Raw genomic sequence first — 22,322 nt, 5'->3', positions numbered from 1 at the left:
AGGAGGTTGCGTGACCCACCGCATCGCGGTCGTCCCCGGCGACGGCATCGGGCGCGAGGTCGTCCCGGAAGGCCTGCGCTGCCTGCGGGCCGCGGCCGCCGTCCACGGCTTCGAACTGGAGACGGCCGAATTCGGCTTCGCCTCCGCCGAATACTGGCTGGAGCACGGCGAGATGCTCCCGCCGGACTGGCACGACGTGCTGGCCGGCTTCGACGCGATCTACTTCGGCGCGGTCGGGTGGCCCGCGGTGGTGCCCGACCACGTGTCGCTGTGGGGCAGCCTGCTCAAGTTCCGCCGCGGTTTCGACCAGTACGTCAACCTGCGGCCGGTCCGGCTGCTGCGGGGCGTGCGCGCCCCGCTGCGTGACCGCGAACCCGGCGACATCGACTTCCTCGTCGTGCGGGAGAACACCGAGGGCGAGTACTCCAGCATCGGCGGCCGGATCTTCGAGGGCACCGACCGCGAGACGGTGCTGCAGGAGACGGTGATGACCCGCACCGGCGTCGACCGGGTGCTGCGCTACGCCTTCGACCTCGCCGCCACCCGGCCCCGCAAGCACCTGACGTGGGCGACCAAGAGCAACGGCATCTCGATCTCGATGCCCTACTGGGACGAACGCGCGGCCGTGATGGCCGCCCGGTACCCGGACGTCACGGCGGACAAGGACCACATCGACATCCTGGCGGCGAAGTTCGTGCTGAGCCCGGAGAACTACGACGTCGTCGTGGCCAGCAACCTCTTCGGCGACATCCTCTCCGACCTCGGGCCCGCGTGCACCGGCACGATCGGGATCGCCCCGAGCGCCAACATCAACCCGGACCGCACCTGGCCGAGCCTCTTCGAGCCGGTCCACGGGTCGGCCCCCGACATCGCCGGACGCGGGATCGCCAACCCGGTCGGGCAGATCTGGAGCGGGGCGATGATGCTCGACCACCTCGGCGAGCCGGAGGCCGCCGCGCGGGTCGTCGCGGCCATCGAGAGCGTGCTCGACGAGCAGCCGGACGTGCGCACGCCCGACCTCGGCGGAACGGGGACGACGGAGGGGCTCGGGAAGGCCATCGCCGAGCGGGTGCTCGCGTGAGCGTCGACCCGATCGGCCTGGAGGTCCGCTGGGACCGGCTCGCCGCGGCGACCGACGAAGCCGCGTCGACCATGCTGCGCACCGCGTTCTCGACGATCATCCGCGAATCCAACGACTACACCGTCGTGCTGATGGACCGCCGCGGCCGCACGATGGCCGAGTCACGGGCCGGCATCCCCGGCTTCGCCGCCTTGATGAGTTCGCTGACTTCGCTGGTGCTGCAGCGGTTCCCGGCCCAGGAGTGGCAGGACGGCGACGTCGTCATCACCAACGACCCGTGGATCGCGACCGGCCACCTGCCCGACATCGCCATGCTCGCGCCGGTCTTCCACCGCGGCGCACTGGTCGGCTTCACCGGCACCGCGGCGCATTCCCCGGACATCGGCGGGACGCCGTCGCTCGCCGCCACCGACCTGATGTCCGAGGGCCTGCTGATCCCGCCGGTCCGGCTGTTCCGCGCGGGCCGCGTCGAGCAGGGCGTCAAGGACCTCCTGCTGGCCAACGTCCGCCTCGCCGGCGAGCTGTGGGGCGACCTCGAAGCCCAGGCCGCCGCGCACGCCGTCTGCCGCAGGCGCGCCCAGGAGTTCCTCGAGGACTTCGGCGAGGACGGCTTCGACGACTTCGCCGGCCAGGTGCACGCGATGACCGAGGCGGCGACGCGCGCGGCGACCCGCGAGCTGCCCGACGGCGTCTACCGCGCGGGTGTCGACGCGGACGGCGTCGAAGGCCACCCCACGCACATCGAGTGCACGGTCACCGTCAGCGGCGACACGATCGCGATCGACTACACCGGAACCTCGCCGCAGGTCCCGTTCGCCACCAACTCGACGCTGAACTACACCCGCGCGTACTCGGTGTACCCGCTGAAGATCCTGCTCGACCCGGCCACGCGCACCAACTGGGGCTCCTACCGCGCGATCACCGTGACCGCGCCCGAAGGCACGATCGTCAACCCGCGGTTCCCGGCACCGGTCGTCGCGCGGCACCTGACCGGGCACCTGCTCTCCTGCGCGATCTACCGCGCGCTCGCGCCGGTGCTGCCGGACCGGGTCATCGCCGACAGCGGGGGAGCGCCTGCCCTGCGCGTCCGCTTCGCCGGGGTCGACGACGCCGGCCGCCCGTTCGCGCAGATGCTCTTCGCCAACGCCGGGATGGGTGCCTCGAAGGACCAGGACGGCCTCTCGGCGACGGCGTTCCCGACCAACTCCGGCAGCGGCAGCGTCGAGGCGATGGAAGCCGCGTCGCCGCTGCGGTTCGTCCGCAAGGAGCTGCGGGAGGGGTCCGGCGGCGCGGGACGCCGGCGCGGTGGGCTCGGCCAGGACATCGAAGTGCACAACCCGACCAGCCGCCCGGTGCAGCTGGTGCTGCTCGGCGACCGCGAACGACACCCGGCGCTCGGCGTCGACGGCGGTGGGCCGGGTGCCACGGCCAAGGTCGTGCTGGACAACGGCGACCGCGTCCCGTTGAAGTCGATCTCGCAGCTGGCCCCCGGCGGCACGGTCGTCATCTCGTTCGCCGGTGGCGGCGGCTACGGCGCACCGGAGGCTGGCCGATGAGCCGCACCGCCCGGATCGGCGTCGACGTCGGCGGCACGTTCACCGACCTGCTGCTGCACGACCCCGCCCGCGGCCTGACCTGGCCCGGCAAGCTGCCCACCACCCCGCACGCGCCGCACGACGCGATCACCGCGGGCATCACCCGGCTGCTGGCCGAGACCGGAACGGACCCGGGTGACGTCGCGGGCGTCGTCCACGGCACCACCCTGGTGACGAACACGCTGCTCGAACGCACCGGCGCGGTCGTCGGCCTGCTCACCACCGATGGCTTCCGCGACACCCTGGAGATGGCCCGCGAGATCCGCTTCGACCCGACCGACCTGCACGCCCGCCCGGCGCCCCCGCTGGTGCCGCGCCACCTGTGCCGCGGCGTGCCGGGCCGGCTCACCGCCGACGGCACCGAGCTGACACCGCTCGACGAAGACGCCGTGCTGGCGCAGGTGGCGGACCTGCTGGCGCACGGCGTCGAAGCGCTGGCCGTCGCGCTGCTGCACGCCTACCGCGACGACCGGCACGAACGCCGGGTCCGCGAGTTGCTCGCGCGGGCCCACCCGGGCCTGCCGGTCACCCTCTCCAGCGCGGTCACCCCGGTCATCGGCGAGTACGAGCGGGCGAGCACGGCGTGCCTCAACGCCTACGTCCAGCCGCTGGTGGCGCACTACCTCGACGCGCTGCGGGCCGGCCTGACCACGCTGGGGATCGAGGCACCGCTGCACATCATGCTCTCCGGCGGCGGGGTCACGACGGTCGAGGACGCCAAGGCGTTCCCCGTCCGCCTGCTCGAATCCGGTCCCGCGGCCGGGGCGATCGCCGCCGCCGCGGTGGCCCGCCGGGCCGGCGAGCCGGACGTCCTCTCGTTCGACATGGGCGGCACCACGGCCAAGATCGCGATCGTCAGCGGCGGCGAGCCGCGGCGCAAGCACGACTTCGAGGCGGGCCGCGTCGACAAGTTCAAGCCCGGCTCGGGACTGCCGGTCAAGCTGACCGTCGTGGACCTGATCGAGATCGGCTCGGGCGGCGGGTCGATCGCCGCGCCCGACCCGCTGGGCCTGCTCAAGGTCGGGCCGCGCAGCGCCGGGTCGGTGCCGGGGCCGGTCGCCTACGGCCGCGGTGGCGAGCAGCCGACGGTCACCGACGCCGACGTCGTGCTCGGCTACCTCGACCCGGACGCGTTCCTCGGCGGCGAGCTGCGGCTGCGCGCCGCCGAAGCCCGCAAGGCGGTGGCCAGGGACGTCGGCGACCCGCTGGGGCTCGACGAGACCGGCGCGGCCGCCGGCATCGTCGAGGTCGCGACGGCGAGCATGGCCGCGGCCGCCCGGATGCACCTGGCCGAGCACGGCCGGGACCCGGCCGGGTTCGCCCTGGTGGCGTTCGGCGGCGCGGGCCCGGTGCACGCCTACGGCCTGGCGAAGCAGCTGAAGATCCGGCGGGTGATCGTGCCGATGCGCGCGGGCGTGATGTCCGCCTACGGGTTCCTCGTCGCCGCGCCGACGGTGGACCTGGCCCGCAGCCTGCCGTCGCCACTGTCCGAAGTGGACTGGAAGCGGGTGGCCGCCCTCTACGGCGAGATGGCGGAGCAGGCGGCCGCGGTACTCGGCCCCGGGGTGCGCCTGCGCCGGTCCGCCGACCTGCGCTACCTCGGCCAGGGCGCCGCGCTCGAGGTCGGCCTGCCCGAAGGCGGTGATCTCCGGGAGGCCTTCGAAGTGGCGTACCGCGAGGCGTTCGGACGGACGCTCGACGGGCCCGTCGAGGTCGTCGACTGGCGCCTGACCGCGGACCTGCCCGGCCACGACGTCGGGCTGGGGTGCGCACCCGCCGACGGCGACCCCCGGCGGGGCGAGCGGGAGGTGCACTTCCCCGGCCACGGCCGGGTGCGGGCCACCGTGTGGGACCGCTACCGGCTGCGGCCGGGCACGGAACTCACCGGGCCTGCCGTCTTCGAGGAACGGGAGTCCTCCTGCTCCTTCGGGCCGGACTGCCGCATCCGCGTCGGCGACGACCTGACGCTGTTCGCGGACATCGGGTGAGCTACCGGCCGGCGAGCAGGTCGCCGAGCCCGCCCCGGGCGTCTTCGAGCACCAGCGCTTCGGCCTTCGCGGAGTCGCCGGCGCGAAGGGCCCGGACGAGCGCGCGGTGCGTGGCGTAGCGCTTCATGCCGAACGTCTCGTCCACGGTGGCGCGTTCGAGCACCCGCGAGCGCCGTTCGGGGTAGGAGAACACCCGGGTCTGGTCGAGCAGGCGGACGAGCACCGGGTTGCCGGCGCAGGCCTCGACGAGGCCGTTGAAGCGCTGCATGGCGTCGAAGAGCCGGCCGATGTGCTTCTCGACGTCCTGGCCGGACTGGTGGCGCTGCTTGATGAGGATGAGCAGGTCGTCGGCCTCGTCGAGGACGGCGTCGAGGCCGTCCAGCTGCTCGGGGGTCGCGTGCCGGGCGGCGAAGCGGGCGACCATGCCGCGCAGGCCGATCTCCACCTCGGCGAGGTCCTGGATGGCGACGCCGCCGAACATCGCGACCTTGACCGTCCGCGGTCCGGCGCGTTCGAGGAGGCCGTCCTGCTCCAGGCGCCGGATGGCTTCGCGCACCGGCGTCGGGCTGACCGACAGCTGCTCGGCGAACCCGCGCTCGGTGACCTTCTGGCCCGGCCGCAGCTCACCGGTGGTGATCGCGTCGCGGAGCGCGCGGTACACGCGGTCGGCCAGCGTGTCGGTGGTCAGTGCGTCACCCAGCATGCGACTTAGTCTACGGCAAATCTCTTTGCAACTCTTGACCATCTTGCTATAGCAAAAGTACGGTGGCGCCATCTCCCACGGAAGGGGCCGACGATGACGTTGACCACCCCGCGCGTCCGCACCGGGCGCATCACGTTCTTCGTGGCCCTGGCGGTCTTCGCGCAGGAGTCGACGTGGAACCTCTACGACTCGCAGGTGCCGCCGCTGCTGCGCGAGCACGTGAGCAGCGCCGCGCTCATCGGCGCGCTGATGGGGATGGACAACCTGCTCGGCATCTTCATCCAGCCGTGGATGGGCAACCGCTCGGACGGCACCCGGACGTCGTGGGGCCGGCGCATCCCGTACCTCGTCGTCGGCATGCCGATCGCCGGGGTGCTGTTCGTCCTCATCCCGCACGCGGCGGCCTCGCTGCCGCTGCTGGTCCTCACGATGTTCGGCTACGCGCTGGTCGCGAACTCCTTCAAACCCATCGCCGAGTCGCTGGTCCCGGACTTCGTCGCCCCCGAACGCCGCAGCCGGGCCAACGCGGCGGTCAAGATCGCCTCGAGCATCACGGTGATCGTCGCCGCGCTGATCAGCCTGTTCCTCATCGACGACTTCCCGAAGCTGTCCTTCGCCATCCCGGCGGTGCTGATGCTGGCGTCGGTGGCGGTGCTCGCCTGGCGGGTCCGGGACAGCGAGTCCCCGGCCTACCGGGCCGCGCTGGAAGAAGACCGGGCCGGGCACACGGAGAACTCGCCCCGTGTGCGGATGCGGGACGTCCTGCTCGACATCCTCCGCGACACCGACCGCAGCCGGCTGCTGGTCGTCCTGGCCGTGCTCGCCTTCGGCAGCGCGTGGTTCGCCTCCCGCTCCCTGATCACCAACTACGGCATGGAAGCGCTGGGCATGTCCCGCGGCGACGCCGGCGGCCTCACCCTGCCCAGCGGGCTGGCCTTCATCGCGGCCGCCTACCCGGTGGCGCTGCTCGCGGAACGCTTCGGCAGGCTGCGGGTCATCCTGGCCGGGATGGCCGTGTTCGCCGCGGCGATGGTGCTCGGCACGGTCGTGCGGACGCCGGCCGGCACCGTCGTCGCCATGTGCGTGGCGGCCGCGGGCGCGTCGGCGTTCATGGTGAACATGGCGGTCGTGCTGTGGAACCTCGCGCCCTCGGCGCGGGTGCTCGGCACCTACACCGGGCTCTACACCGTCGGCTGGGCCGGCGGCGGGTTCCTCGGGCCGGCGCTCGTCGGCGGCATGGTCGACGTGACCGGCTGGCCGCTCCTGCTGCTCGACCTCGCGCTCGTCACGGCGGTCGCGGTGCTGCTGGTCGCCCGCGTCGCCGTGCTGCAGCGCCGCCGCGACGACGGGCGGGCGCTGTGAAGCGGGTCCTGATCACCACCGACTACCTGCGCCCCGGCGACGAAGTGGACGCCTACCTGCGCGGCGCCGGGCTGGACACCGTGCACGCGCCGATGACCGGCAAGCGCGACCCGGATGACCTGGCCGGTCTGCTGGCCGGGATCGACGCGGCACTGGTGGCCAACGAGCCGATGACGGCCGAGGTGCTGGCCCGCGCGCCGAAGCTGCGCGTCGTCGTCCGGACCGGCGTGGGGTACGACTCGATCGACGTGGCCGCCGCGGCCCGGCGGGGGATCAGCGTCAGCAACCTGCCGGGCGTCAACGCGAACGCCGTCGCCGAGTACACCTTCGGCCTGCTGCTCGCCGGGGCCCGGCGGCTGGTGCAGTCGGCGTCCGGGGTGGCGCGGGGGGAGTGGCCGCGCGAGGACGGGCACGAGCTGCGCGGCTCGACGCTCGGGCTGATCGGCTACGGCGCCGCGGCGCGCGCGGTGGTGCCGCTGGCGCGCGCGTTCGGGATGGACGTCGTGTGCACGTCCGCCCTGCGCGGCCCGGACGTCCGGTTCACCGGGCTGCCGGAGCTGCTGTCCACTTCGGACTACGTCTCGGTGCACACGGCACTGACCGAGCGGACGAGGGGACTGCTGGACGCGGCGGCGTTCAAGCTGATGAAGCCGACGGCGTTGCTGGTCAACACCGCGCGCGGTGCGATCGTCGACGAAGGCGCGCTCGTCTCGGCGGTCCTGTCCGGTGAGATCGCGGGTGCGGCGCTCGACGTCGTGGGCGAAGAGCCGTTGCCCGCGGACAGCCCGCTGCGCGGGGTGCCCGGGATCGTCGTCTATTCGCACCTGGCCGGGCAGACCGCCGAAGCCCGCCGGGCCACCGGCCTGCGCGGGGCCGAAGAACTGGTCGCGGCCCTCGACGGGCGGGCCCGATTCGTGGTGAACGGAGAGAAGTGAGGGACATGGACAAGGTGCGGGTGCTGGCGCCGAGCGGGATGCTCGGCGCCGGCTGGGACCACGCGACGGTCGAGCGCGGCATCGCCCTGGGCGCCGACGTCATCAGCATCGACGGCGGCTCCACCGACTCGGGCCCGTACTACCTGGGCGCCGCGACGGCGAAGACCACGGCCAAGGCCGTGGCGCGGGACCTGCGCAGCCTGTTCACCGCGGCCGCGGACGCCGGGATCCCGGTGATCGTCGGCTCGTGCGGGACGAGCGGCACCGACGCCGGCGTCGACTGGGTCGCCGGGATCGCCGCCGACGTGCTCGCCGAACTGGGGCTGGACCTGAAGGTGGCGCGGATCTACAGCGAGCAGGACGCGGCCGGGCTGAAGGAGTACCTGGACCGCATCCACCCGTTGCCGCCGCTGGGTGAGCTCGACGCCGAGACGCTCGAGAGCTGCACGCACATCGTCGGCGCGATGGGCCACGAGCCGATCGTCGAGGCGCTGCGCGCGGGCGCGCAGGTGGTGCTGGCCGGCCGCGCGACGGACACCGCGGTGGCGGCGGCGTTCCCGCTGATGAAGGGCATGCCGCCCGGTCCGACCTGGCACGCGGCCAAGATCATCGAGTGCGGCGGCCAGTGCACGGACAACCCGCGCGCGGGCGGCGTCCTGGCGACCATCGACGCCGACGGCTTCACGATCGAGCCGCTCGACCCCGCGGCGGCGTGCACGCCGATCCTGGTGGCCGCGCACATGCTGTACGAGACGGCGGACCCGCATCAGATGCGCGAACCCGACGGCACGCTCGACGTCCGCGAGGCGGAGTACACCGCCGTCGACGACCGGATCGTGCGGGTCACGGGGTCGCAGTTCCACGTCGCGGACCAGTACACGATCAAGCTGGAAGGCGCGCGCATCACCGGCTACGAAACGATGTCGTTCTCGGCGATCCGCGACCCGCTGGTGCTGGCGGAGATCGACGAGTGGGCGGCGCTGATGCGCACGGTGCTCACCCAGCGCGTCGCGCAGACGCTGGGCCTGTCTGCCGGGGAGTACGCGTTCGACCTGCGGCTCTACGGTCACAACGCGGTGCTGGGCGAGCTGGAACCGGAGAGCGGGCCGCCGCGCGAGGTCGGGGTGATGCTCCTGGTCAACGCGCCGGACCAGGCAACCGCGACGGCGGTGGCGAAGGTGGCCAACCCGCTGATGCTGCACCTGCCGACACCATCGATGGACTACCTGCCGAGCTTCGCGTTCCCCTCGTCCCCGGCCGAGGTCGAACGCGGCGCGGCGTACGAGTTCGTGCTCAACCACGTCGTCGACTGCGCGCCGCTGGAGCTGTTCCGGATCGAACTGGAGGGGAAGACCCTTGCCTGAAACCACTTTGGCGGACTTGGCCCACGAGGTCCGCTCGAAGAACGCGGGCCCGTTCTGGGTGACGATGGAGCTGTTCATGCGCGACGCGGCCGGCTACCGCGTTGCGGCGGATTCGGTGAACGAGCGGGTGATCGCGGCTCTTTACCACGTCGATGAGGGGACGATCCGGATCTTCCGCATCCCGTCGCTCAACGTGGTGAAGGTTTCGTTCCCTCGGCCGGTCAGCCAGGGGTCGCTGCTGGATCGGGACATGCACGCGGGGCAGCACCACGTGCCACTGGCGAGGGTGGTGGTCCCGGCCCCACCGGCGTGACGGATCGGCCGCCGCGTGCGCGGGTCAGGGCAGCAAGGCCGTCCCGATCACGGACAGCAGCTGCAGCTTCTCCTGGCTTTCGGTACCCGGCGTGGCGGTGTAGACGAGCAGGGCGTGGGACTGCCCGGGGTCGATCAGCACCTGGCAGTGGAGTTCGAGCCTGCCGACTTCGGGGTGGATGAACGTCTTGCCTTCCGCCGGGCGGATGCCGATCTCGTGGTGTTCCCACAACGCCCGGAACTCCTCGCTCCGTTCGAGGAGCAGTTCCACCAGCCGGGCGGCCCGGGAATGCGGGCCGCGCAGGGTGGCGATCTCGCGGGCGCCCGAGACGAACAGCCGGGACAGGAACGCGTGGTCCTCGGGCGCGTAGCGGTCCCGCGTGGCCGGGTCGGTGAACCACCGGTAGCCGATGCTGCGCGCGAAACCGGTGAACGAGGTCGTGTCGCCGGTGAGGGCGGTGCCGAGCCGGTTCTGCCGGAGTGTCTCGCCGAGTTCGGTGACGATCTCCGCCGGGGTGTCGTCCAGGCGGTCGAGCACGCGGAGCAGGCCGGGACCGATGTGGTCGCCGGTGCTGCTGCGGGTGGGCGGCCGGTGGCCGGCGAGCCGGAACAGGTGGTCGCGTTCATCGAGGGTGAGGTGCAGTCCCTGTGCGATCGAGGCGATCATCTGCTCCGACGGGTGGGGGCCGCGCTCCCGTTCGAGCCGCGAGTAGTAATCGGTCGACATGTGGCAGAGCGCGGCCGCCTCTTCCCGGCGCAGCCCGCTGGTCCGGCGGCGTGGACCGCGGGGGAGACCGACGTCCTCGGGTTGCAGGGCTTCCCGGCGACGCCGGAGGAACTCCGCCAGGCCGGTCCGGTCGATCTCCATGCTCCGCCTTCCTCGTCCGCCGCTCAGACGGCGATGGTCGTCTTCGTCAGCTGCTCGGAGACCTCCCAGACGCGGGCGGCCTCGTCCGCGCTGCGCAGCCGCGAGTAGAGCTTCTGCTCGGCGGGCGGGCCCCCGACCCGTCCGGGCCAGCGCGGACCGTAGAAACCGCCGGGCTTGGCGTCGGGGTCCGTGGCCGCCATGAGCGCGGGCAGCTTGGCCGTCTCGACGGTCCCGACCAGGATGCCCCTCTCGGACAGGACGCGGATGAGCCTCCGGGCCGCCACGTCCTCGCCGCGGCCCAGTTCGGGGCGCGCCGCGAGGAGGTTCGTCGGAGCGACTCCCGGGTGGGCGAGGTTGCTGGTGATGCCCCACCCGCCCGCGCGGCTGCGCCGGTCGAGTTCCAGGCCGAAGAGGCCGAGGGCGATCTTCGACTGGCTGTAGGCGCGCTGCCCGGCGTAGCTGCGTTCCCAGTTCAGGTCGTCCCAGTTGATCGAGCCCTGGTTGGCGGCGATGCTCAGCTGCGAGGTCACCCGCGCGCGGCCGGCCCGCAGGAGCGGCATCAACTGCGCGACGAGCGCGAAGTGACCCAGGTGGTTCGTGCCGAACTGCAGCTCGAACCCGTCGGCCGTGGTCTGCCGGTCCGGTGGCGTCATGACGCCCGCGTTGTTGATCAGCAGGTGCACCGGCCGCCCTTCCGCGCGCAGCGTGTCACCGAGTGCGGCCACGGACTCGAGCGAGGACAGGTCGAGGTCTCGCAGCGAGACCTTCGCGCCGGGCACGGACTCGCGGATCGTGGTGATCGCGGTCTCGCCCTTGCGCGGGTTGCGCACGGGCATGAGCACCTCCGCTCCCGCCGCCGCGAGGCGCGCGGCGATCCCCAGGCCCACGCCGTCGCTGGCGCCGGTGACGACGGCGAGCTTTCCGGACAGGTCGGGGATGGTGATGTCGATGGGTGCGCGTGCCATGGTCCACTCCTGGAAGTCGGGTTGCCGGTTCCACTGTCGCGGAAGTGGGCCGCCTTATTCAGGGACTGCCGATCCACCCTTGCGGAGGCCGTCCTCATCGGACAGATCGGGACCGTGGTCGTGACCCGGACGGGTGATCGGCGGGCTAAGCGGTCGGATCGGGCCCCAGTGCGATGGCCAGCAGGTCGCCCAGCGCGTCGATCTGGTCCGGTGACAGGTCCCGGAACGAGGACTCGACGACCTGGTCGACGAGCTCCTGCCCGTCGGCCCGCAGCCGCGCGCCCTTCTCGGTGAGCCGGTGCCGCACCGCCCGGCCCGGTCCCGGGACGCGTTCGATCAGGCCCCGCTCGGCCATCCGCGTCGCCAGCGAGCCGAAGGACTGGTCGGTCTGGAACGTCAGCACGGCCAGGTCGTGCAGCGACGCGTCCGGCTTGCGGTGCAGGTGGCGCAGGGTGTCCCACTGCACGAGGGAAAGGCCGAGCGGCGCCAGCGCGCGGCTCAGCGCGCGGTGGTGCCGGTGCTGCAGACGCTTGACGGCCAGCGAGACCTCGCCCGGGTGGTACTTCATGGGCCTCACTGTAACTCACGGAAGACAGGTTGCTTATATCAGGAAGCTTATATAAGGTTCCTGGCATGACCTCGCTCCCCGCCGCCGGCTCGCTCCGGCCCACCCGCACCGAAACCCACACCCTCGGCCCGGTCGAAGTGACCGTCGAAGACCGCGACCGCACGCGCCCGTACCTGCTGCTGCACGGCGGCGGCGGGGTCGCGACGATGTCCGGCTTCGCCGACCTCCTCGCCGAACGCACCCACGCCCGGGTGCTGCTGCCCACCCACCCGGGCTTCGGCGGCACCCCCAAGCCGGAGAGCCTCACCGGCGTGACCGAGCTGGCCCGCCTGTACGTCGAGCTGCTGGACGAGCTGGACCTCACCGACGTGACGGTGATCGGCAACTCCTTCGGCGGCTGGCTCGCCGCCGAGATCGCCCTGCAGGAGAGCCCGCGCGTCAGCGGCGCGGTGATCATCGACGGCATCGGCATCGAGGTCGACAGCCACCCGCCGGCCGACGTCAGCGGCCTGAGCCTCGACGAGATCCGCGCGCTCTCCTGGCACGACCCGGCGAAGGCGCCCGTCCCGCCGGGCGGCGGCACCGGGCCCAGCCCGGACATCCAGGCCCTCATCGGCTACACCGGCCCGAACATGTCCGACCCGACGCTGGCCGAGCGGCTCGGCGGCCTCGACCTCCCCGTGCACGTCGTGTGGGGCGAGAGCGACCGCATCGTCGACCCGGACTACGGCAAGGCCTACGCCGCGGCGATCCCGATGTCGGCCTTCACCCTGCTCCCGCGCACCGGCCACCTGCCGCAGGTCGAAACGCCCGAAGAACTGCTGGGCGCGCTGCTCGACCTCGGGGAGCGGGCATGACCACTTCGCTGACCGTGACCCGGATCGGGCACGCCTGCCAGCTGCTCGAGATCGGCGGCACCCGCGTCCTCACCGACCCGTGGTTCACCCAGACCCCGACCTACCACCAGGGCGAACCGGTGGCCGCGACGGTCGGATCGCTCGGGCGGATCGACGCGGTCGTCGTCACCCACGAGCACTACGACCACTGCGACCTCGACGCGCTCGTCGACGGCGGGTTCGACCTCGGCACGCCGCTGATCGGCCCGGGCACGGTGGCGGCCATCGCGCGGGACAAGGGGTTCAGTGACGTCCGCGTCGTCGAGGCCTGGGAAGCCGCGACAGTGGGCGAGCTGACGGTGACCGCCACGCCCGGCAAGCACGGCGTCCACGAGGTGACGTTCGTGCTCCAGGCGGGCGGCCGCACGGTCTTCTTCGGCGGCGACTCGCTGCGCGTCCCGGAGCTGGACACGATCCCGGACCGGTTCGGTCCCGTCGACCTGGCCATCCTGCCGACCAACGGCCTGTGCATCCGGCCGATGAACCTCGCCCAGGTCGTGATGGACGCCGAAGAAGCCGCCGGGCTGACGGCCGCGCTGAAGCCGGCGATGGCCATCCCGCACCACTACGCGTTCCACAGTGGACGCCTGGGCGACCGGATGATCACCAAGGGCGACCAGGACCCCCGCCACTACGCCGACGCCGTGGCCCGGCTCGCCCCGGAGACCGAGGTCCGGATGGTCCTGCCCGGAACCCCCGTGGTGGTCCCGTGAGCGAGCGGCAGTACGTGCCCGAGATCGCCGACGACCTCCCACCCGGAGAGCGGCCGATGGTAGCGGTGGTCCGGGCGATCCCGGGCCACGAGGAGCAACTCGCGGCGGCGATCGCGACACTCACCGCAGCGGTCCGGCGGGAGCCGGGCTGCGTCGAGTTCCGCTCCTTCCGGGACGCCGCGCAGCCGGGTGTTTTCCACTTGTACGAGGTGTATGCCGACACGGAGGCATTCCGGGCGCACCTGACCACCGGCCACGTGGCGCAGTTCTTCACCGAGCTGGCCGAGCACAGCACCGCCGATGCCGGTGCGCTGGTCCAGCTCGTCGAGCTGCCGGGTTAGGAGGATTCCGGAAAGCCGCGGGAGCCGGCGCGCAATAGGCCTCCAGGTGCGTGGCGTGTTCGTGCGGAAGCCGTTGCCCGCCAGGACATGCCGTCCGATGAAGAGGAAGTCGCCTTCCCCCTCACCGCGCCACGAACGCCCGGCCGCCGACCACCACGGCGCTGTTGGCGGTGAAACACCATGTCCGGCAGGCCCGGCACCGGGTCAAGCAGGCTGACCCCGTGCCCGAGGCGCCCGGGACCGGACCCGGCCACCGGGCTCACGGGCCACTTCGGCGGACCGGTCGATGACCACCAGTGGCACGCGTGCGTCAGGTCGGCCACCCGCCACGTCTCTGGCGCCATTGCCACGTCGTTCAGCATGAGCGGGCTGACATTTCGTGTCCACGGTGTCACGCGAGGTCAACCCGTTGGTATGACAGGGCGGTTCGATTCCGCTACGGCCCCGCCGGAGCCTTGCTCCGATCGGGTCTTCCACACCGGACGCGTGGGTAGAACTGCGGGCCCGCGATCCCGCCGCCGTCTTCAGAATGGCGGGCGAAGACGGGAGTCGCCACGTGCGTGTGTTGTTGTCGACCTACGGGTCCCGCGGGGATGTCGAGCCTCTGGTCGGACTGGCCGTACGGGCGCGGGAACGGGGCGCGCAGGTGCGGGTGTGCGCGCCGCCCGATTTCGCGGAGCGACTGGCGGCCGCCGGTGTGGAGCTGGTCCCGGTGGGCTGGCCGGTGCGGCCGGTGTTGCACGGGGTGACGCCACCGCCGGCCGGCGACCGGTCCCGGCGCGTCGCGGAGCTGATCGCGGCGCAGTTCGACGCGCTGGCCGCGGCGGCGCACGGGTGTGACGCGCTGGTGGCGGCCGGGCTGATGCCGGTCGCGGCGCGGTCGGTGGCCGAGAAACTGGGGCTGCGCTACCGGTATGCGAGCTACTGCCCGGTCATCCTGCCCTCGCCGCACCATTCGCCGGTCCCGTTCGCGGAGCGGCCGTTCCCGCCCGAGGCGAGCGACCCCAGCACGCGGTGGGAGCTGGACGCCCGCAACTACAACGCGGTGTTCGGCGCCGCGCTCAACGCCCACCGGGCGGCGATGGGCCTGCCCGCCGTCGACGACGTCCGCCGCCACGTCCTGACCGACCGGCCCTGGCTGGCCGCGGATCCGGTGCTGGCGCCGTGGCCCCGGCCCTCGGACCTCGACGTCGGGCAGACCGGTGCGTGGATCCTGCCGGACGATCGCCCGCTGCCCGAGGACGTCACGGCGTTCCTCGATGCCGGTGATCCGCCGGTGTACGTGGGGTTCGGCAGCATGCGCGCCCCGGCAGGCGTCGCCAAGGTGGCCATCGAGGCGATCCGCGTCCGGGGACGCCGGGTGGTCGTCGGGCGGGGCTGGGCCGACCTGTCGCCGGTCGACGACGGCGCGGACTGCTGCGCGGTCGGCGAGGTCAACCTGCACGCCCTGTTCGCGCGGAGCGCCGCGGTGGTGCACCACGGCGGCGCGGGCACGACGACGGTGGCCGCGCGGGCCGGCGCGCCGCAGGTGGTGGTCGCCCAGATGGTGGACCAGCCGTACTGGGCCGGGCGCGTGGCCGAACTCGGCATCGGGGTGGCCCACGAGGGTCCGACGCCGACGGTCGATTCGCTGTCGAGCGCGCTGGACCGGGCGTTGGCGCCGGGAACCGCGGCCCGGGCCCGGGAGGTCGCGGCCGCGATGCGGACCGACGGGGCCGCGGTGGCCACGTCGTGGCTGCTCGATCCGGCCGAGGTGGCGCGGTGAGCCGTGGCCGGCGCGACGCTGTCGGCGGACTTCCCGGACTTCGACACCCTGGCCGCCTGCCGCTGATCACGGCGGGCCGGACGTGCTTCCGGAATGCTCCTGGTGCTGGGCGGCAAGCCGGTGAAGGGCGTCGCGCAGGCTGTTGCGGGCGCGGTAGGCGAGGGCGGTGAGCTGATTCGGGGTCTTGTTGAGCGCCATGGCCACGACGGACGGCTGGACGCCGTCGACGGCCGTCAGCAGCAGCACCAGCCGGTGTCGGGCCGACAGCTCGCCGAACGCCTGGACCAGCAGGCTTTGCCGGTCGGCGGCCGCCTGCCGGTCGGCGCCGGCGTCCGGACCGTCCGGACCGGTCAGACCGGCGAACACCGCGCCGTCGGCCAGGTACTCCCGTTCGCGCTTCTTGATGTGGGAGACGGCGCACGACCGCACCGTGTGCCGGAGGTACGTCTTGAACCCGTCGGTACCGGGTCCGAGACCACGCTGGATCAGGGCGAAGATCCGGGCGAAGGCCTCGGCGGTGATGTCTTCGGCGTCTGCGTTGTTGTACGTGAACTGCCTCGCGTAGGCGCGTGCGGACGTGAAGTGGCGTGAATACATTTCACCGCAGTCCGGCGGTTGGCCGGGACGGTTCGCTGGGTCGGTCATCTCCGGTCAGCTCCTCTCGTGGTGGTGGCGCGCGATGGCGGCGTCGGGTGTGTGGTGCGGCGCGTCGCTCAGGCCGTCGCCGGGGGCCGAGGACGACCACCGGTCGGCTGTCGCCGCGGCTCTGAGGAGCGACTCGTCGAGAATCCGGATCCGGCGGTACTGGAGCTGGACGGCGTTTCGGTCGCTCAGCGCCTTCAGCGCCCGGTTGAGGCTGGGGCGTGATATCCCGGCCATGGCCGCGAGCGCGGACTGGGAAATCACCAGGACACCGTTGCGCTCCTCCAACAGCAGCATGCGCGCCGTGCGTTGCTCGACGTCGCCCTCCAGCACGGTGGCGAGCCGTCCCGACGTGGTGACCAGGCGGTCGGCCAAGCCGGACATCAGGTGGGGTGCGGCGCCCGGGCGTGCCAGGAAGGCGTGGAGCAGGGGGTCGGTGGGCAGGAACAGGTACGAAACGTGGCTCGCCGCGCGGGCGAGCCGCGGAGCCGTCCTGCCGCTGATCAGTTCTTCGAGCCCCAGAACGTCTCCTCGGCAGAGCGTCTGGGTCACCACGTCGCGCGGACCCGTCACCAGTTCGACGATGCCGTCCTGGATGAACGCGACACCGTCGGGCCGATGGTCGCGCCGGCACAGCACCGTGCGGGGCGGGCAGCGAACGGGAAGGAGTTCGTGCGCGAGGCTGTCGAGCAGATCCTCTTGGGCGCCGAAGTCGGGTGGATCGCCCGGCAAGAGGCAATCGAGCGCGAATCTCGCGTCGCGGCGCGCGGAGCGGGCTGGTGATTCGGCCGGATCGGAGGGTGGGCTGTCATCGGTGTGCGTCATGGTTTCTCACTTGTTGTGACATCGAGTGCACTCTTCGAGTACCGGGCTTCGCGTGGCATTGCCGATTGGGGCCGGTAACGTGCAGCCGGCGGGGCCTTCCGTGGGACGGGGAAGTGAAGTCTGGTTCGAAAGACTTGTCGGGGTGTCGCAGACATCGTGCGGCTACCCCGGGAAGTACCTGGTCAGACACTCTTGCCGGAGCATCACTCGGCTGGTCGAGCAAATCGTCAGTCAGATGACTTTTCGAAGCCGGAAAGGCGGGTCCGGTTCTTCTCATACGGGTGCGCGGAACCGGTAACGGTCAAATTCGAACAATCTATGCACCTGCCTGGGTGGTACGTCTTCGCAACGCGGTTCGACAGCGCGGTCTTCGGCGGAGTGTGCGGTAGTGTTCCTCGTGTCGGAGGACGTGCTCGGCAAATAGGGATGCGGCGGGGTAGCGAGCTCCGCGGTGCGGTCCTGAATGTACTGCCCAGTGGATTCGTCAATTCAAACAAAGCGAGTGAGGAATAGATGATGAACCTGTTGGTGAAAGGTGTGACCGCGGTCGGGATTTCCGTTCCGCTTTGGCTGGCGGGGTGGGGGGTGGCGTCCGCGCAGAGCGGTGGTGGTCCGGACTGTGCCCACTACCAGGCCGGTTCGGTCGCAGCCGGACCGAACGGTGCCACCGCGGCCACCACCGGCTCCGGCGTAGGTGGGTGTGCCGGGGGTGGCGGGAGTGGCCGCGGTTCCGGCTGTGCCTACTACCAGGCGTGGCAGGTGAGCGCCGGCCCGGAGGGGGCCGTCGGGAATCTGGTGACCTCGGGCACCGGACAGTGCGCCGTCGCCTGAGGGAACCGCTGGGGGCAGGTGCCGGCCGGTCGGCACCTGCCCTCGTCCACGCCATGGTGTGCACCACCCCGCTCGCACCCGGTCGGCCGTCGCCTGGCGAACGATGGGCGCAAGCCAACGGAAAGGTCTGACAAGGCATGACAGGTCCGCTGGACATCCGCCGGTCGAAGCCGAACACCGGCGAGGGTGCCCTTCGGCACGAGCACGCCGGTGCCGTGTTCGGTACCGATGCGGAGTACCGCAGGTTGATCTATTCCTTCGTCACCGCCGGTGTCCAGCTCGGCGAGCGCATCTGCTGCCTCGTGTCGGCCGGGGAACGGTTGCGGGCGCTCGACCGGCTCGCGGCGGCGGGGGTGAACGTCGGTCGCTTGACCGACCGAGGTCAGCTGCTGGTCATGTCGGTCCGCGATCACCACGTCCGGCTGCCTCTCGACGAACCAGGGGGATTGTTCGCCTGGCTCGCCCGATACGCCGACAACACGAGAGCCGAAGGGTTCTCCGGTCTCCGGATCATGCTGGAAGCCAACTGGATCCGGGAGAAGCTGCGCCCGCCCGAAGCCGACGGGTTCGAGGCGGGCATCGACCGGCTGACCGGTGACCGGCCGGGCGCGTTCCTGTGCGCCTACGATCGGCGCCGGTGCGGTACGGAGGCGCACATCTGGGCGGCGGCGCACCGTGACCGGATCGATCCCGCACTGTCCTATCGCGACGAAAACCTGCAGATTGTGCCCGTGGAGAGCGGAATGCGCGTCATCGGCCGAGTCGACCCGCGGAATCGAGCGGTGTTCACCCGGGCGTTGACAGCCGTGGTCGACCGCGCCCTGAGCACCCGGACCGATGTGCAGCTGCACGTCCGCGACCTGAGTGATCCGGACGGGCCGGCGGTCGCCGCTCTCGCCCGGACGGCCCGTCAGCTCAACACGATCGGCCTCAGCCTCGTCGTGCACGCGCCCTCGACCGGACTGCTCCGCATCGCGAGCGTGTTGTGGGACGAGCTGCCGACCGGGATGATGATCCGGCCCTGACGTGGTCAGAGCAGGTCCGTGCCGGGGCCGGTGATCGAGGGTATCCGTGCCGCCGACTCGAGGCCGTCGTGGTCGAGGATCAGGATTCTCCGGTAGCGGAGTTCGACGAAACCGGCGTCCCGGAGACTGCCCAGTGCGACGTTGAGCGCCGGCCGTGACACGCCCAGGAGATGGGCCAGAGCCGCCTGTGACAGGGGGACAACGCCCTCGCGCTCTTCGGCCAGCAGGATCCGCGCCGCTTTGGTGTGCAGGTCGTCGGCCAGCACGGCCGCCAGGTGGTCCCACGCCCGGACCAGCCGGCGGCTCAGTCCGGCGACCACGAGTTCCATGAACGATCGCTGCTGGCGCAGTTGCGGGAACTTCGTGACGGGCAGGAGCAGCGCGGTGACCGCGGTGCTCGCGCGGACCGCATACGGACGTGGTTGCCCGTCCAGGAGCCGGACCAGGCCGAACGCCTCGCCTCGGCACACCGTCTGCAGGACTAGACGATCATGTCCGTTCGCCATGGTCAGTTCGACGGCCCCGGACTGGATGATCCAGATGCCGGCGCACCAGCCGTCCAGACGGCACAGTTCGTCGCCGGCGGAGAACTGTTGCTGGATCAGGTCTTGGGCGAGCAAGGTGAGCAGACCCGCCTCGGCGTCCGCACTGTACCCCGGACGCCCGGCGATGCTGTCCGCCGCGAACCGGGCCCTGGCGAGTTCCGGCACCGAAAGCGACGTGCTCGGCCGCGGGAGTGCTCCCAGGTGGGGAGTCGGTACGGTCATCTTTCCTTCCCGGGTCACGGTCACGCGGCGGTGCCGAGGCCCCGCCGATGCGCGAGGCGTGCGGAACGGCGGCATTCGCACTGCTGTTGACGTGGTAGCCGGAGATCATCCGTTTCGCGGACTATAGGGCGGAGGACAAGCTGTTGTCCAGTGTTCAACAAAGGAAAGCGGGATTTTCGCCAGCCCCGGTCCATCGGAGGGGTTCGCCCGGTGTCGGGCAATCGCGCCGGCCGTTTCTGTTGTCTTCAAACAACTGTTCTCCGATAGCGCTTTCGTGTGTCAGCGCAGGGTGATCGCGGTGATCACCGTGACCGTCGTCGCCAACCCGCCCAGGAGCAGGCCCGCGCACAACACTTCGAGGGCGAGCCGGCCAAGGCCGTTCGATCTGTGCAGCCGGTGCCGCGGGCCGCTGTTCCGTGGTTCCGTGGACCGGCGAGAGCGAGCGGAGCTCGCTCGGTGGAGCGCGCGGTGGGTCATCGTGGTTCCCATCTGGAATTTCCGCATGCGGAAAAACTTGTTTACCCTTCCTGGAACCCGTTAACCACCGCCGGAAACGATTGCGCACCGGTGTTTCCGGCGGCTGCTGTCCAAATCGAACAGTCGGGACACTCGTTCGCGTTGCGGCCGTGCTCGGCTGCGCTTCTGCGGCATACCGTGTGATCACGTGGTGGCGACGTTCGCGCTGCCACGGACGGCGGATGGCCTGCCCCGCCACCGCCGTCGGCCGGTAGGCCGCCGCGCGCCGCAGGCGGCCTGCCGGTGCCGTCCCGCGCCGGCGGCCGCGAACCCCTGGAGTCGTGAACCAGCAATGATCCGAACGGTGCTCGTCGACGGTCGCTCGCCGGCCAAAGCGCTGGCGCGGGCGCTCCTCGCGGAGGGGATTTCCCTTTGCTGCGTCTCGTCCGCGGATCACGCGTTCGACGTCCTCCTGGCTGATCGCGTCGACGTCGTGCTGGTGGACTTCGGGTTGCCCGGGGCCGACGGCCTGACCGTTTGCCGGGCCGTTCGCCGGCGGAGCGAGGCGCCGATCGTTGTCATCCTGCACCGGCCGACCGTCGCGGACGCGACGGCGGCGCTCGCTGCCGGTGCCGATCAATGCGTGGTGGAACCGTTGGCGGCCAGGGATTTCGCCGCGAGGATCCAGGGTTCGCTCCGGCGCCGGACGATCACGGCGGAGCCGGCCACGGTGCGTCTCGGCGAGTTGGAGATCCGGCTGGCGGAGAGGCAGGTTCGCCGGTCCGGACGCGAAGTGCGGCTGACGGACACCGAGTTCCGCCTGCTGGCCGAGCTGGCCGCGGTGGCGCCCGTGGCGGTCAGCCGCAGCGAGCTCCTCCGGCGTGTGTGGGGATTGTCGCGCTCGGCGGACACCAGGCTGCTCGACCTGCACGTGTGCCGGCTCCGGAACAAGATCGAAGCCGACCCCCGGCGTCCCCGGCTGCTCCGGACCGTGCGAGGCGTCGGGTATCAGGCCGTGCCCGCGTGGTGACACGGGCCCGGAACCCGCCCGCAAACGCGAAGAACGAACAATCCGGTGCCCTGATCGAATCACTTGTCGATCTTGTCGGTCGTATCGTGCATATCCGCTTCCGGTTCGGCTATCTGCATTCCGTCCCCCGGGATTCCGGCGGGGCGTTCGCACAACAAGAAAAACGAGAAAGGACCTTCACATGCGGAAGAGTTTGCGGCTCGGTGTCGTCGGTGCTGCCTTGGCGGCGCCGCTCATCCTGGGTGCGGCCGGCGTCGCGTCGGCGGAGACGGTCTCGGCCGGTGGCACGAACGCTCCCTGCGCCGACTACCACGCGTCGAACGTCCATGCGGGACCGGACGGGTCGGGCGGGACCGAGGTGAACAGCAGCGTCGGGTGCGACGGCACGGGAGACGCCGAAGACGACGGCATCGGCGGCAACGCGGGTGGCGGTCTCCTGGACTCCGTCTTCGGCCTGCTGTGATCCGTCCGTCCACGATTTCGTGGTGAGCGGCTTCGGCCGCCGAGGTCGATAGCCGGTAGGTCACCAGGAGCGTCTGGTGACCTACCGGTGCCGGCCCCGCACTGCGCCGAAGGCCGCGAGCAGGCTGGTCCGCGGCGCCGTCGAAGATACGCACCAGGGCTCGCCGGATGGCCGGGGAAGAACGGGCCGATGCCGGTTACCATGGTCCGATGTCGGCCAGGGCCTTTCACCACGGCAATCTCCGCGCCGAGATTCTCGGGCACGCACGCGCCACCCTGCGGGAGGCGGGCGAGGAAGGCCTGTCGCTCCGGCAGCTGGCGCGCGACGCGGGCGTGAGCCACGCCGCCCCGCGGCGGCACTTCCCGGAGCGCCAGGACCTGCTGAACGCATTGGCCGAACAGGGCTTCGACGAACTGACCGCGTCGATCGCCGAGCAGCTGGACCGGGCCGGAGGGGACAGGGTCACCGCTTTCCGTGCCGTGGCGCGGAGCTACATCGACTTCGCCATCCGGGACGGGGCCCTGATGACCCTGATGTTCTCCGCCAAGAACGGTACGGCCGCCGTGGGGGTGTCCGCGGCCGCGGACCGGTTCTTCGCCGCGGTGGGCACCATCGTGGCCGCGGTCGTCCCGAGTCCCTCGGCTCCGGCGCCGTCCGGAGTGCTGTCCGATGCGCTGCGTGCGCAGCTGCTGCTCGCGTCGACCCTGCACGGCATCGCCTCGCTGCTGTGTGCCGGCCGCCTCGACGCCTCGCAGGTCGACGAGCTCATCGACGGCGTCGGGCAGTTGTTCGGCGTCGGCGCGCAGCCTGCCGTGAAGTAGTCATTG

The 22,322-nt window shown here is 71.6% G+C and carries 22 protein-coding genes; 15 read left to right on the top strand and 7 right to left on the bottom strand.

The genetic code is table 11. From position 1 onward, the window contains the following. Positions 1 to 10 precede the first annotated feature (10 nt). Genes ABZX11_RS11800 through ABZX11_RS11790 form a run of 3 tightly spaced genes read left to right on the top strand, consistent with a single transcriptional unit; the run spans position 11 to position 4,664 of the window. On the top strand, positions 11 to 1,081 hold the full coding sequence (locus tag ABZX11_RS11800) for a tartrate dehydrogenase (RefSeq protein ID WP_354912368.1): 1,071 nt from the start codon (positions 11 to 13) through the stop codon (positions 1,079 to 1,081). Then, on the top strand, positions 1,078 to 2,637 hold the full coding sequence (locus ABZX11_RS11795; RefSeq protein ID WP_354912365.1) for a hydantoinase B/oxoprolinase family protein: 1,560 nt from the start codon (positions 1,078 to 1,080) through the stop codon (positions 2,635 to 2,637). The genes ABZX11_RS11800 and ABZX11_RS11795 overlap by 4 nt, the downstream gene beginning before the upstream one ends. After that, positions 2,634 to 4,664 carry a hydantoinase/oxoprolinase family protein gene (locus ABZX11_RS11790; protein WP_354912362.1) on the top strand — a complete coding sequence of 677 codons (2,031 nt, stop codon included), beginning with the start codon at positions 2,634 to 2,636 and terminating at the stop codon, positions 4,662 to 4,664. Before ABZX11_RS11795 ends, ABZX11_RS11790 begins: the two co-directional genes overlap by 4 nt. A gap of 1 nt (position 4,665) precedes the next feature. Here ABZX11_RS11790 and ABZX11_RS11785 read toward each other — a convergent pair whose 3' ends face one another. Continuing rightward, complete coding sequence (locus ABZX11_RS11785) at positions 4,666 to 5,367, bottom strand: GntR family transcriptional regulator (protein WP_176170534.1); 702 nt, start codon at positions 5,365 to 5,367, stop codon at positions 4,666 to 4,668. A 93-nt stretch (positions 5,368 to 5,460) separates the two neighbouring features. Between ABZX11_RS11785 and ABZX11_RS11780 the strand changes: the two genes are divergently transcribed. The 4 genes from ABZX11_RS11780 to ABZX11_RS11765 are packed head-to-tail and all read left to right on the top strand — an operon-like array spanning position 5,461 to position 9,341. After that, complete coding sequence (locus ABZX11_RS11780) at positions 5,461 to 6,729, top strand: MFS transporter (RefSeq protein ID WP_354912359.1); 1,269 nt, start codon at positions 5,461 to 5,463, stop codon at positions 6,727 to 6,729. Then, positions 6,726 to 7,664 carry a phosphoglycerate dehydrogenase gene (locus tag ABZX11_RS11775; RefSeq protein WP_354912356.1) on the top strand — a complete coding sequence of 313 codons (939 nt, stop codon included), beginning with the start codon at positions 6,726 to 6,728 and terminating at the stop codon, positions 7,662 to 7,664. Before ABZX11_RS11780 ends, ABZX11_RS11775 begins: the two co-directional genes overlap by 4 nt. A 5-nt stretch (positions 7,665 to 7,669) precedes the next feature. Then, complete coding sequence (locus tag ABZX11_RS11770; RefSeq protein ID WP_354912353.1) at positions 7,670 to 9,028, top strand: acyclic terpene utilization AtuA family protein; 1,359 nt, start codon at positions 7,670 to 7,672, stop codon at positions 9,026 to 9,028. Continuing rightward, positions 9,021 to 9,341 carry a DUF4387 domain-containing protein gene (locus ABZX11_RS11765; protein ID WP_176170530.1) on the top strand — a complete coding sequence of 107 codons (321 nt, stop codon included), beginning with the start codon at positions 9,021 to 9,023 and terminating at the stop codon, positions 9,339 to 9,341. Before ABZX11_RS11770 ends, ABZX11_RS11765 begins: the two co-directional genes overlap by 8 nt. 24 nt (positions 9,342 to 9,365) lie before the next feature. On the opposite strand, the gene ABZX11_RS11760 is transcribed toward ABZX11_RS11765, so the two are convergent. The 3 genes from ABZX11_RS11760 to ABZX11_RS11750 form a co-directional block, all read right to left on the bottom strand. Then, a complete protein-coding gene (locus ABZX11_RS11760; protein ID WP_354912350.1) occupies positions 9,366 to 10,208 on the bottom strand; it encodes a helix-turn-helix transcriptional regulator in 843 nt (280 codons plus the stop codon). A gap of 23 nt (positions 10,209 to 10,231) precedes the next feature. Beyond that, on the bottom strand, positions 10,232 to 11,173 hold the full coding sequence (locus ABZX11_RS11755; protein ID WP_176170528.1) for an SDR family oxidoreductase: 942 nt from the start codon (positions 11,171 to 11,173) through the stop codon (positions 10,232 to 10,234). A gap of 145 nt (positions 11,174 to 11,318) precedes the next feature. Continuing rightward, positions 11,319 to 11,741, bottom strand: coding sequence for a MarR family transcriptional regulator (locus ABZX11_RS11750; RefSeq protein WP_176170527.1), 423 nt, complete (start codon positions 11,739 to 11,741; stop codon positions 11,319 to 11,321). A gap of 65 nt (positions 11,742 to 11,806) precedes the next feature. Between ABZX11_RS11750 and ABZX11_RS11745 the strand changes: the two genes are divergently transcribed. The 4 genes from ABZX11_RS11745 (at position 11,807) to ABZX11_RS11730 (ending at position 15,456) form a co-directional block, all read left to right on the top strand. After that, positions 11,807 to 12,598, top strand: coding sequence for an alpha/beta hydrolase (locus ABZX11_RS11745; protein ID WP_354912346.1), 792 nt, complete (start codon positions 11,807 to 11,809; stop codon positions 12,596 to 12,598). Beyond that, positions 12,595 to 13,350, top strand: coding sequence for an MBL fold metallo-hydrolase (locus ABZX11_RS11740; protein ID WP_176170525.1), 756 nt, complete (start codon positions 12,595 to 12,597; stop codon positions 13,348 to 13,350). Before ABZX11_RS11745 ends, ABZX11_RS11740 begins: the two co-directional genes overlap by 4 nt. Continuing rightward, complete coding sequence (locus ABZX11_RS11735; RefSeq protein WP_354912342.1) at positions 13,347 to 13,691, top strand: antibiotic biosynthesis monooxygenase; 345 nt, start codon at positions 13,347 to 13,349, stop codon at positions 13,689 to 13,691. The genes ABZX11_RS11740 and ABZX11_RS11735 overlap by 4 nt, the downstream gene beginning before the upstream one ends. A 556-nt stretch (positions 13,692 to 14,247) precedes the next feature. Then, positions 14,248 to 15,456 carry a glycosyltransferase gene (locus tag ABZX11_RS11730; RefSeq protein WP_354912339.1) on the top strand — a complete coding sequence of 403 codons (1,209 nt, stop codon included), beginning with the start codon at positions 14,248 to 14,250 and terminating at the stop codon, positions 15,454 to 15,456. Between the two features lie 66 nt (positions 15,457 to 15,522). On the opposite strand, the gene ABZX11_RS11725 is transcribed toward ABZX11_RS11730, so the two are convergent. Beyond that, positions 15,523 to 16,053 (bottom strand): sigma-70 family RNA polymerase sigma factor, encoded by a 531-nt coding sequence (locus tag ABZX11_RS11725; RefSeq protein ID WP_354912336.1) that lies wholly within the window; start codon positions 16,051 to 16,053, stop codon positions 15,523 to 15,525. 54 nt (positions 16,054 to 16,107) lie between these two features. Continuing rightward, positions 16,108 to 16,923 carry a Crp/Fnr family transcriptional regulator gene (locus ABZX11_RS11720; protein ID WP_354912333.1) on the bottom strand — a complete coding sequence of 272 codons (816 nt, stop codon included), beginning with the start codon at positions 16,921 to 16,923 and terminating at the stop codon, positions 16,108 to 16,110. 968 nt (positions 16,924 to 17,891) lie between these two features. On the opposite strand from ABZX11_RS11720, the gene ABZX11_RS11715 reads away from it, so the two are divergent. Continuing rightward, a complete protein-coding gene (locus tag ABZX11_RS11715; protein ID WP_354912330.1) occupies positions 17,892 to 18,779 on the top strand; it encodes an MEDS domain-containing protein in 888 nt (295 codons plus the stop codon). 5 nt (positions 18,780 to 18,784) lie between these two features. On the opposite strand, the gene ABZX11_RS11710 is transcribed toward ABZX11_RS11715, so the two are convergent. Next, on the bottom strand, positions 18,785 to 19,546 hold the full coding sequence (locus ABZX11_RS11710; protein ID WP_354912327.1) for a Crp/Fnr family transcriptional regulator: 762 nt from the start codon (positions 19,544 to 19,546) through the stop codon (positions 18,785 to 18,787). 664 nt (positions 19,547 to 20,210) lie between these two features. Between ABZX11_RS11710 and ABZX11_RS11705 the strand changes: the two genes are divergently transcribed. The 3 genes from ABZX11_RS11705 (at position 20,211) to ABZX11_RS11695 (ending at position 22,316) form a co-directional block, all read left to right on the top strand. Then, the gene (locus ABZX11_RS11705; protein WP_354912325.1) at positions 20,211 to 21,032 is read left to right on the top strand and encodes a response regulator transcription factor; all 822 of its coding nucleotides are present in this window, start codon (positions 20,211 to 20,213) and stop codon (positions 21,030 to 21,032) included. Between the two features lie 181 nt (positions 21,033 to 21,213). Further along, a complete protein-coding gene (locus ABZX11_RS11700) occupies positions 21,214 to 21,495 on the top strand; it encodes a hypothetical protein (RefSeq protein ID WP_354912322.1) in 282 nt (93 codons plus the stop codon). A 209-nt stretch (positions 21,496 to 21,704) separates the two neighbouring features. Then, a complete protein-coding gene (locus ABZX11_RS11695; RefSeq protein WP_354912319.1) occupies positions 21,705 to 22,316 on the top strand; it encodes a TetR/AcrR family transcriptional regulator in 612 nt (203 codons plus the stop codon). Positions 22,317 to 22,322: the final 6 nt, after the last annotated feature.

Origin of the sequence: Amycolatopsis sp. NPDC004169 (genome assembly GCF_040610315.1) — a bacterium.
GTDB lineage: Bacteria > Actinomycetota > Actinomycetes > Mycobacteriales > Pseudonocardiaceae > Amycolatopsis.
This window is presented reverse-complemented; position numbering and strand designations above follow the sequence as displayed.

Coding starts and splice junctions, on each gene's coding strand:
- ABZX11_RS11725 (WP_354912336.1), bottom strand. CDS start 16,053: ATGTATTCACGCCACTTCACGTCCGCACGCGCCTACGCGAGGCAGTTC.
- ABZX11_RS11790 (WP_354912362.1), top strand. CDS start 2,634: ATGAGCCGCACCGCCCGGATCGGCGTCGACGTCGGCGGCACGTTCACC.
- ABZX11_RS11715 (WP_354912330.1), top strand. CDS start 17,892: ATGACAGGTCCGCTGGACATCCGCCGGTCGAAGCCGAACACCGGCGAG.
- ABZX11_RS11780 (WP_354912359.1), top strand. CDS start 5,461: ATGACGTTGACCACCCCGCGCGTCCGCACCGGGCGCATCACGTTCTTC.
- ABZX11_RS11760 (WP_354912350.1), bottom strand. CDS start 10,208: ATGGAGATCGACCGGACCGGCCTGGCGGAGTTCCTCCGGCGTCGCCGG.
- ABZX11_RS11740 (WP_176170525.1), top strand. CDS start 12,595: ATGACCACTTCGCTGACCGTGACCCGGATCGGGCACGCCTGCCAGCTG.
- ABZX11_RS11750 (WP_176170527.1), bottom strand. CDS start 11,741: ATGAAGTACCACCCGGGCGAGGTCTCGCTGGCCGTCAAGCGTCTGCAG.
- ABZX11_RS11770 (WP_354912353.1), top strand. CDS start 7,670: ATGGACAAGGTGCGGGTGCTGGCGCCGAGCGGGATGCTCGGCGCCGGC.
- ABZX11_RS11695 (WP_354912319.1), top strand. CDS start 21,705: ATGTCGGCCAGGGCCTTTCACCACGGCAATCTCCGCGCCGAGATTCTC.
- ABZX11_RS11755 (WP_176170528.1), bottom strand. CDS start 11,173: ATGGCACGCGCACCCATCGACATCACCATCCCCGACCTGTCCGGAAAG.
- ABZX11_RS11745 (WP_354912346.1), top strand. CDS start 11,807: ATGACCTCGCTCCCCGCCGCCGGCTCGCTCCGGCCCACCCGCACCGAA.
- ABZX11_RS11785 (WP_176170534.1), bottom strand. CDS start 5,367: ATGCTGGGTGACGCACTGACCACCGACACGCTGGCCGACCGCGTGTAC.
- ABZX11_RS11700 (WP_354912322.1), top strand. CDS start 21,214: ATGCGGAAGAGTTTGCGGCTCGGTGTCGTCGGTGCTGCCTTGGCGGCG.
- ABZX11_RS11710 (WP_354912327.1), bottom strand. CDS start 19,546: ATGACCGTACCGACTCCCCACCTGGGAGCACTCCCGCGGCCGAGCACG.
- ABZX11_RS11720 (WP_354912333.1), bottom strand. CDS start 16,923: ATGACGCACACCGATGACAGCCCACCCTCCGATCCGGCCGAATCACCA.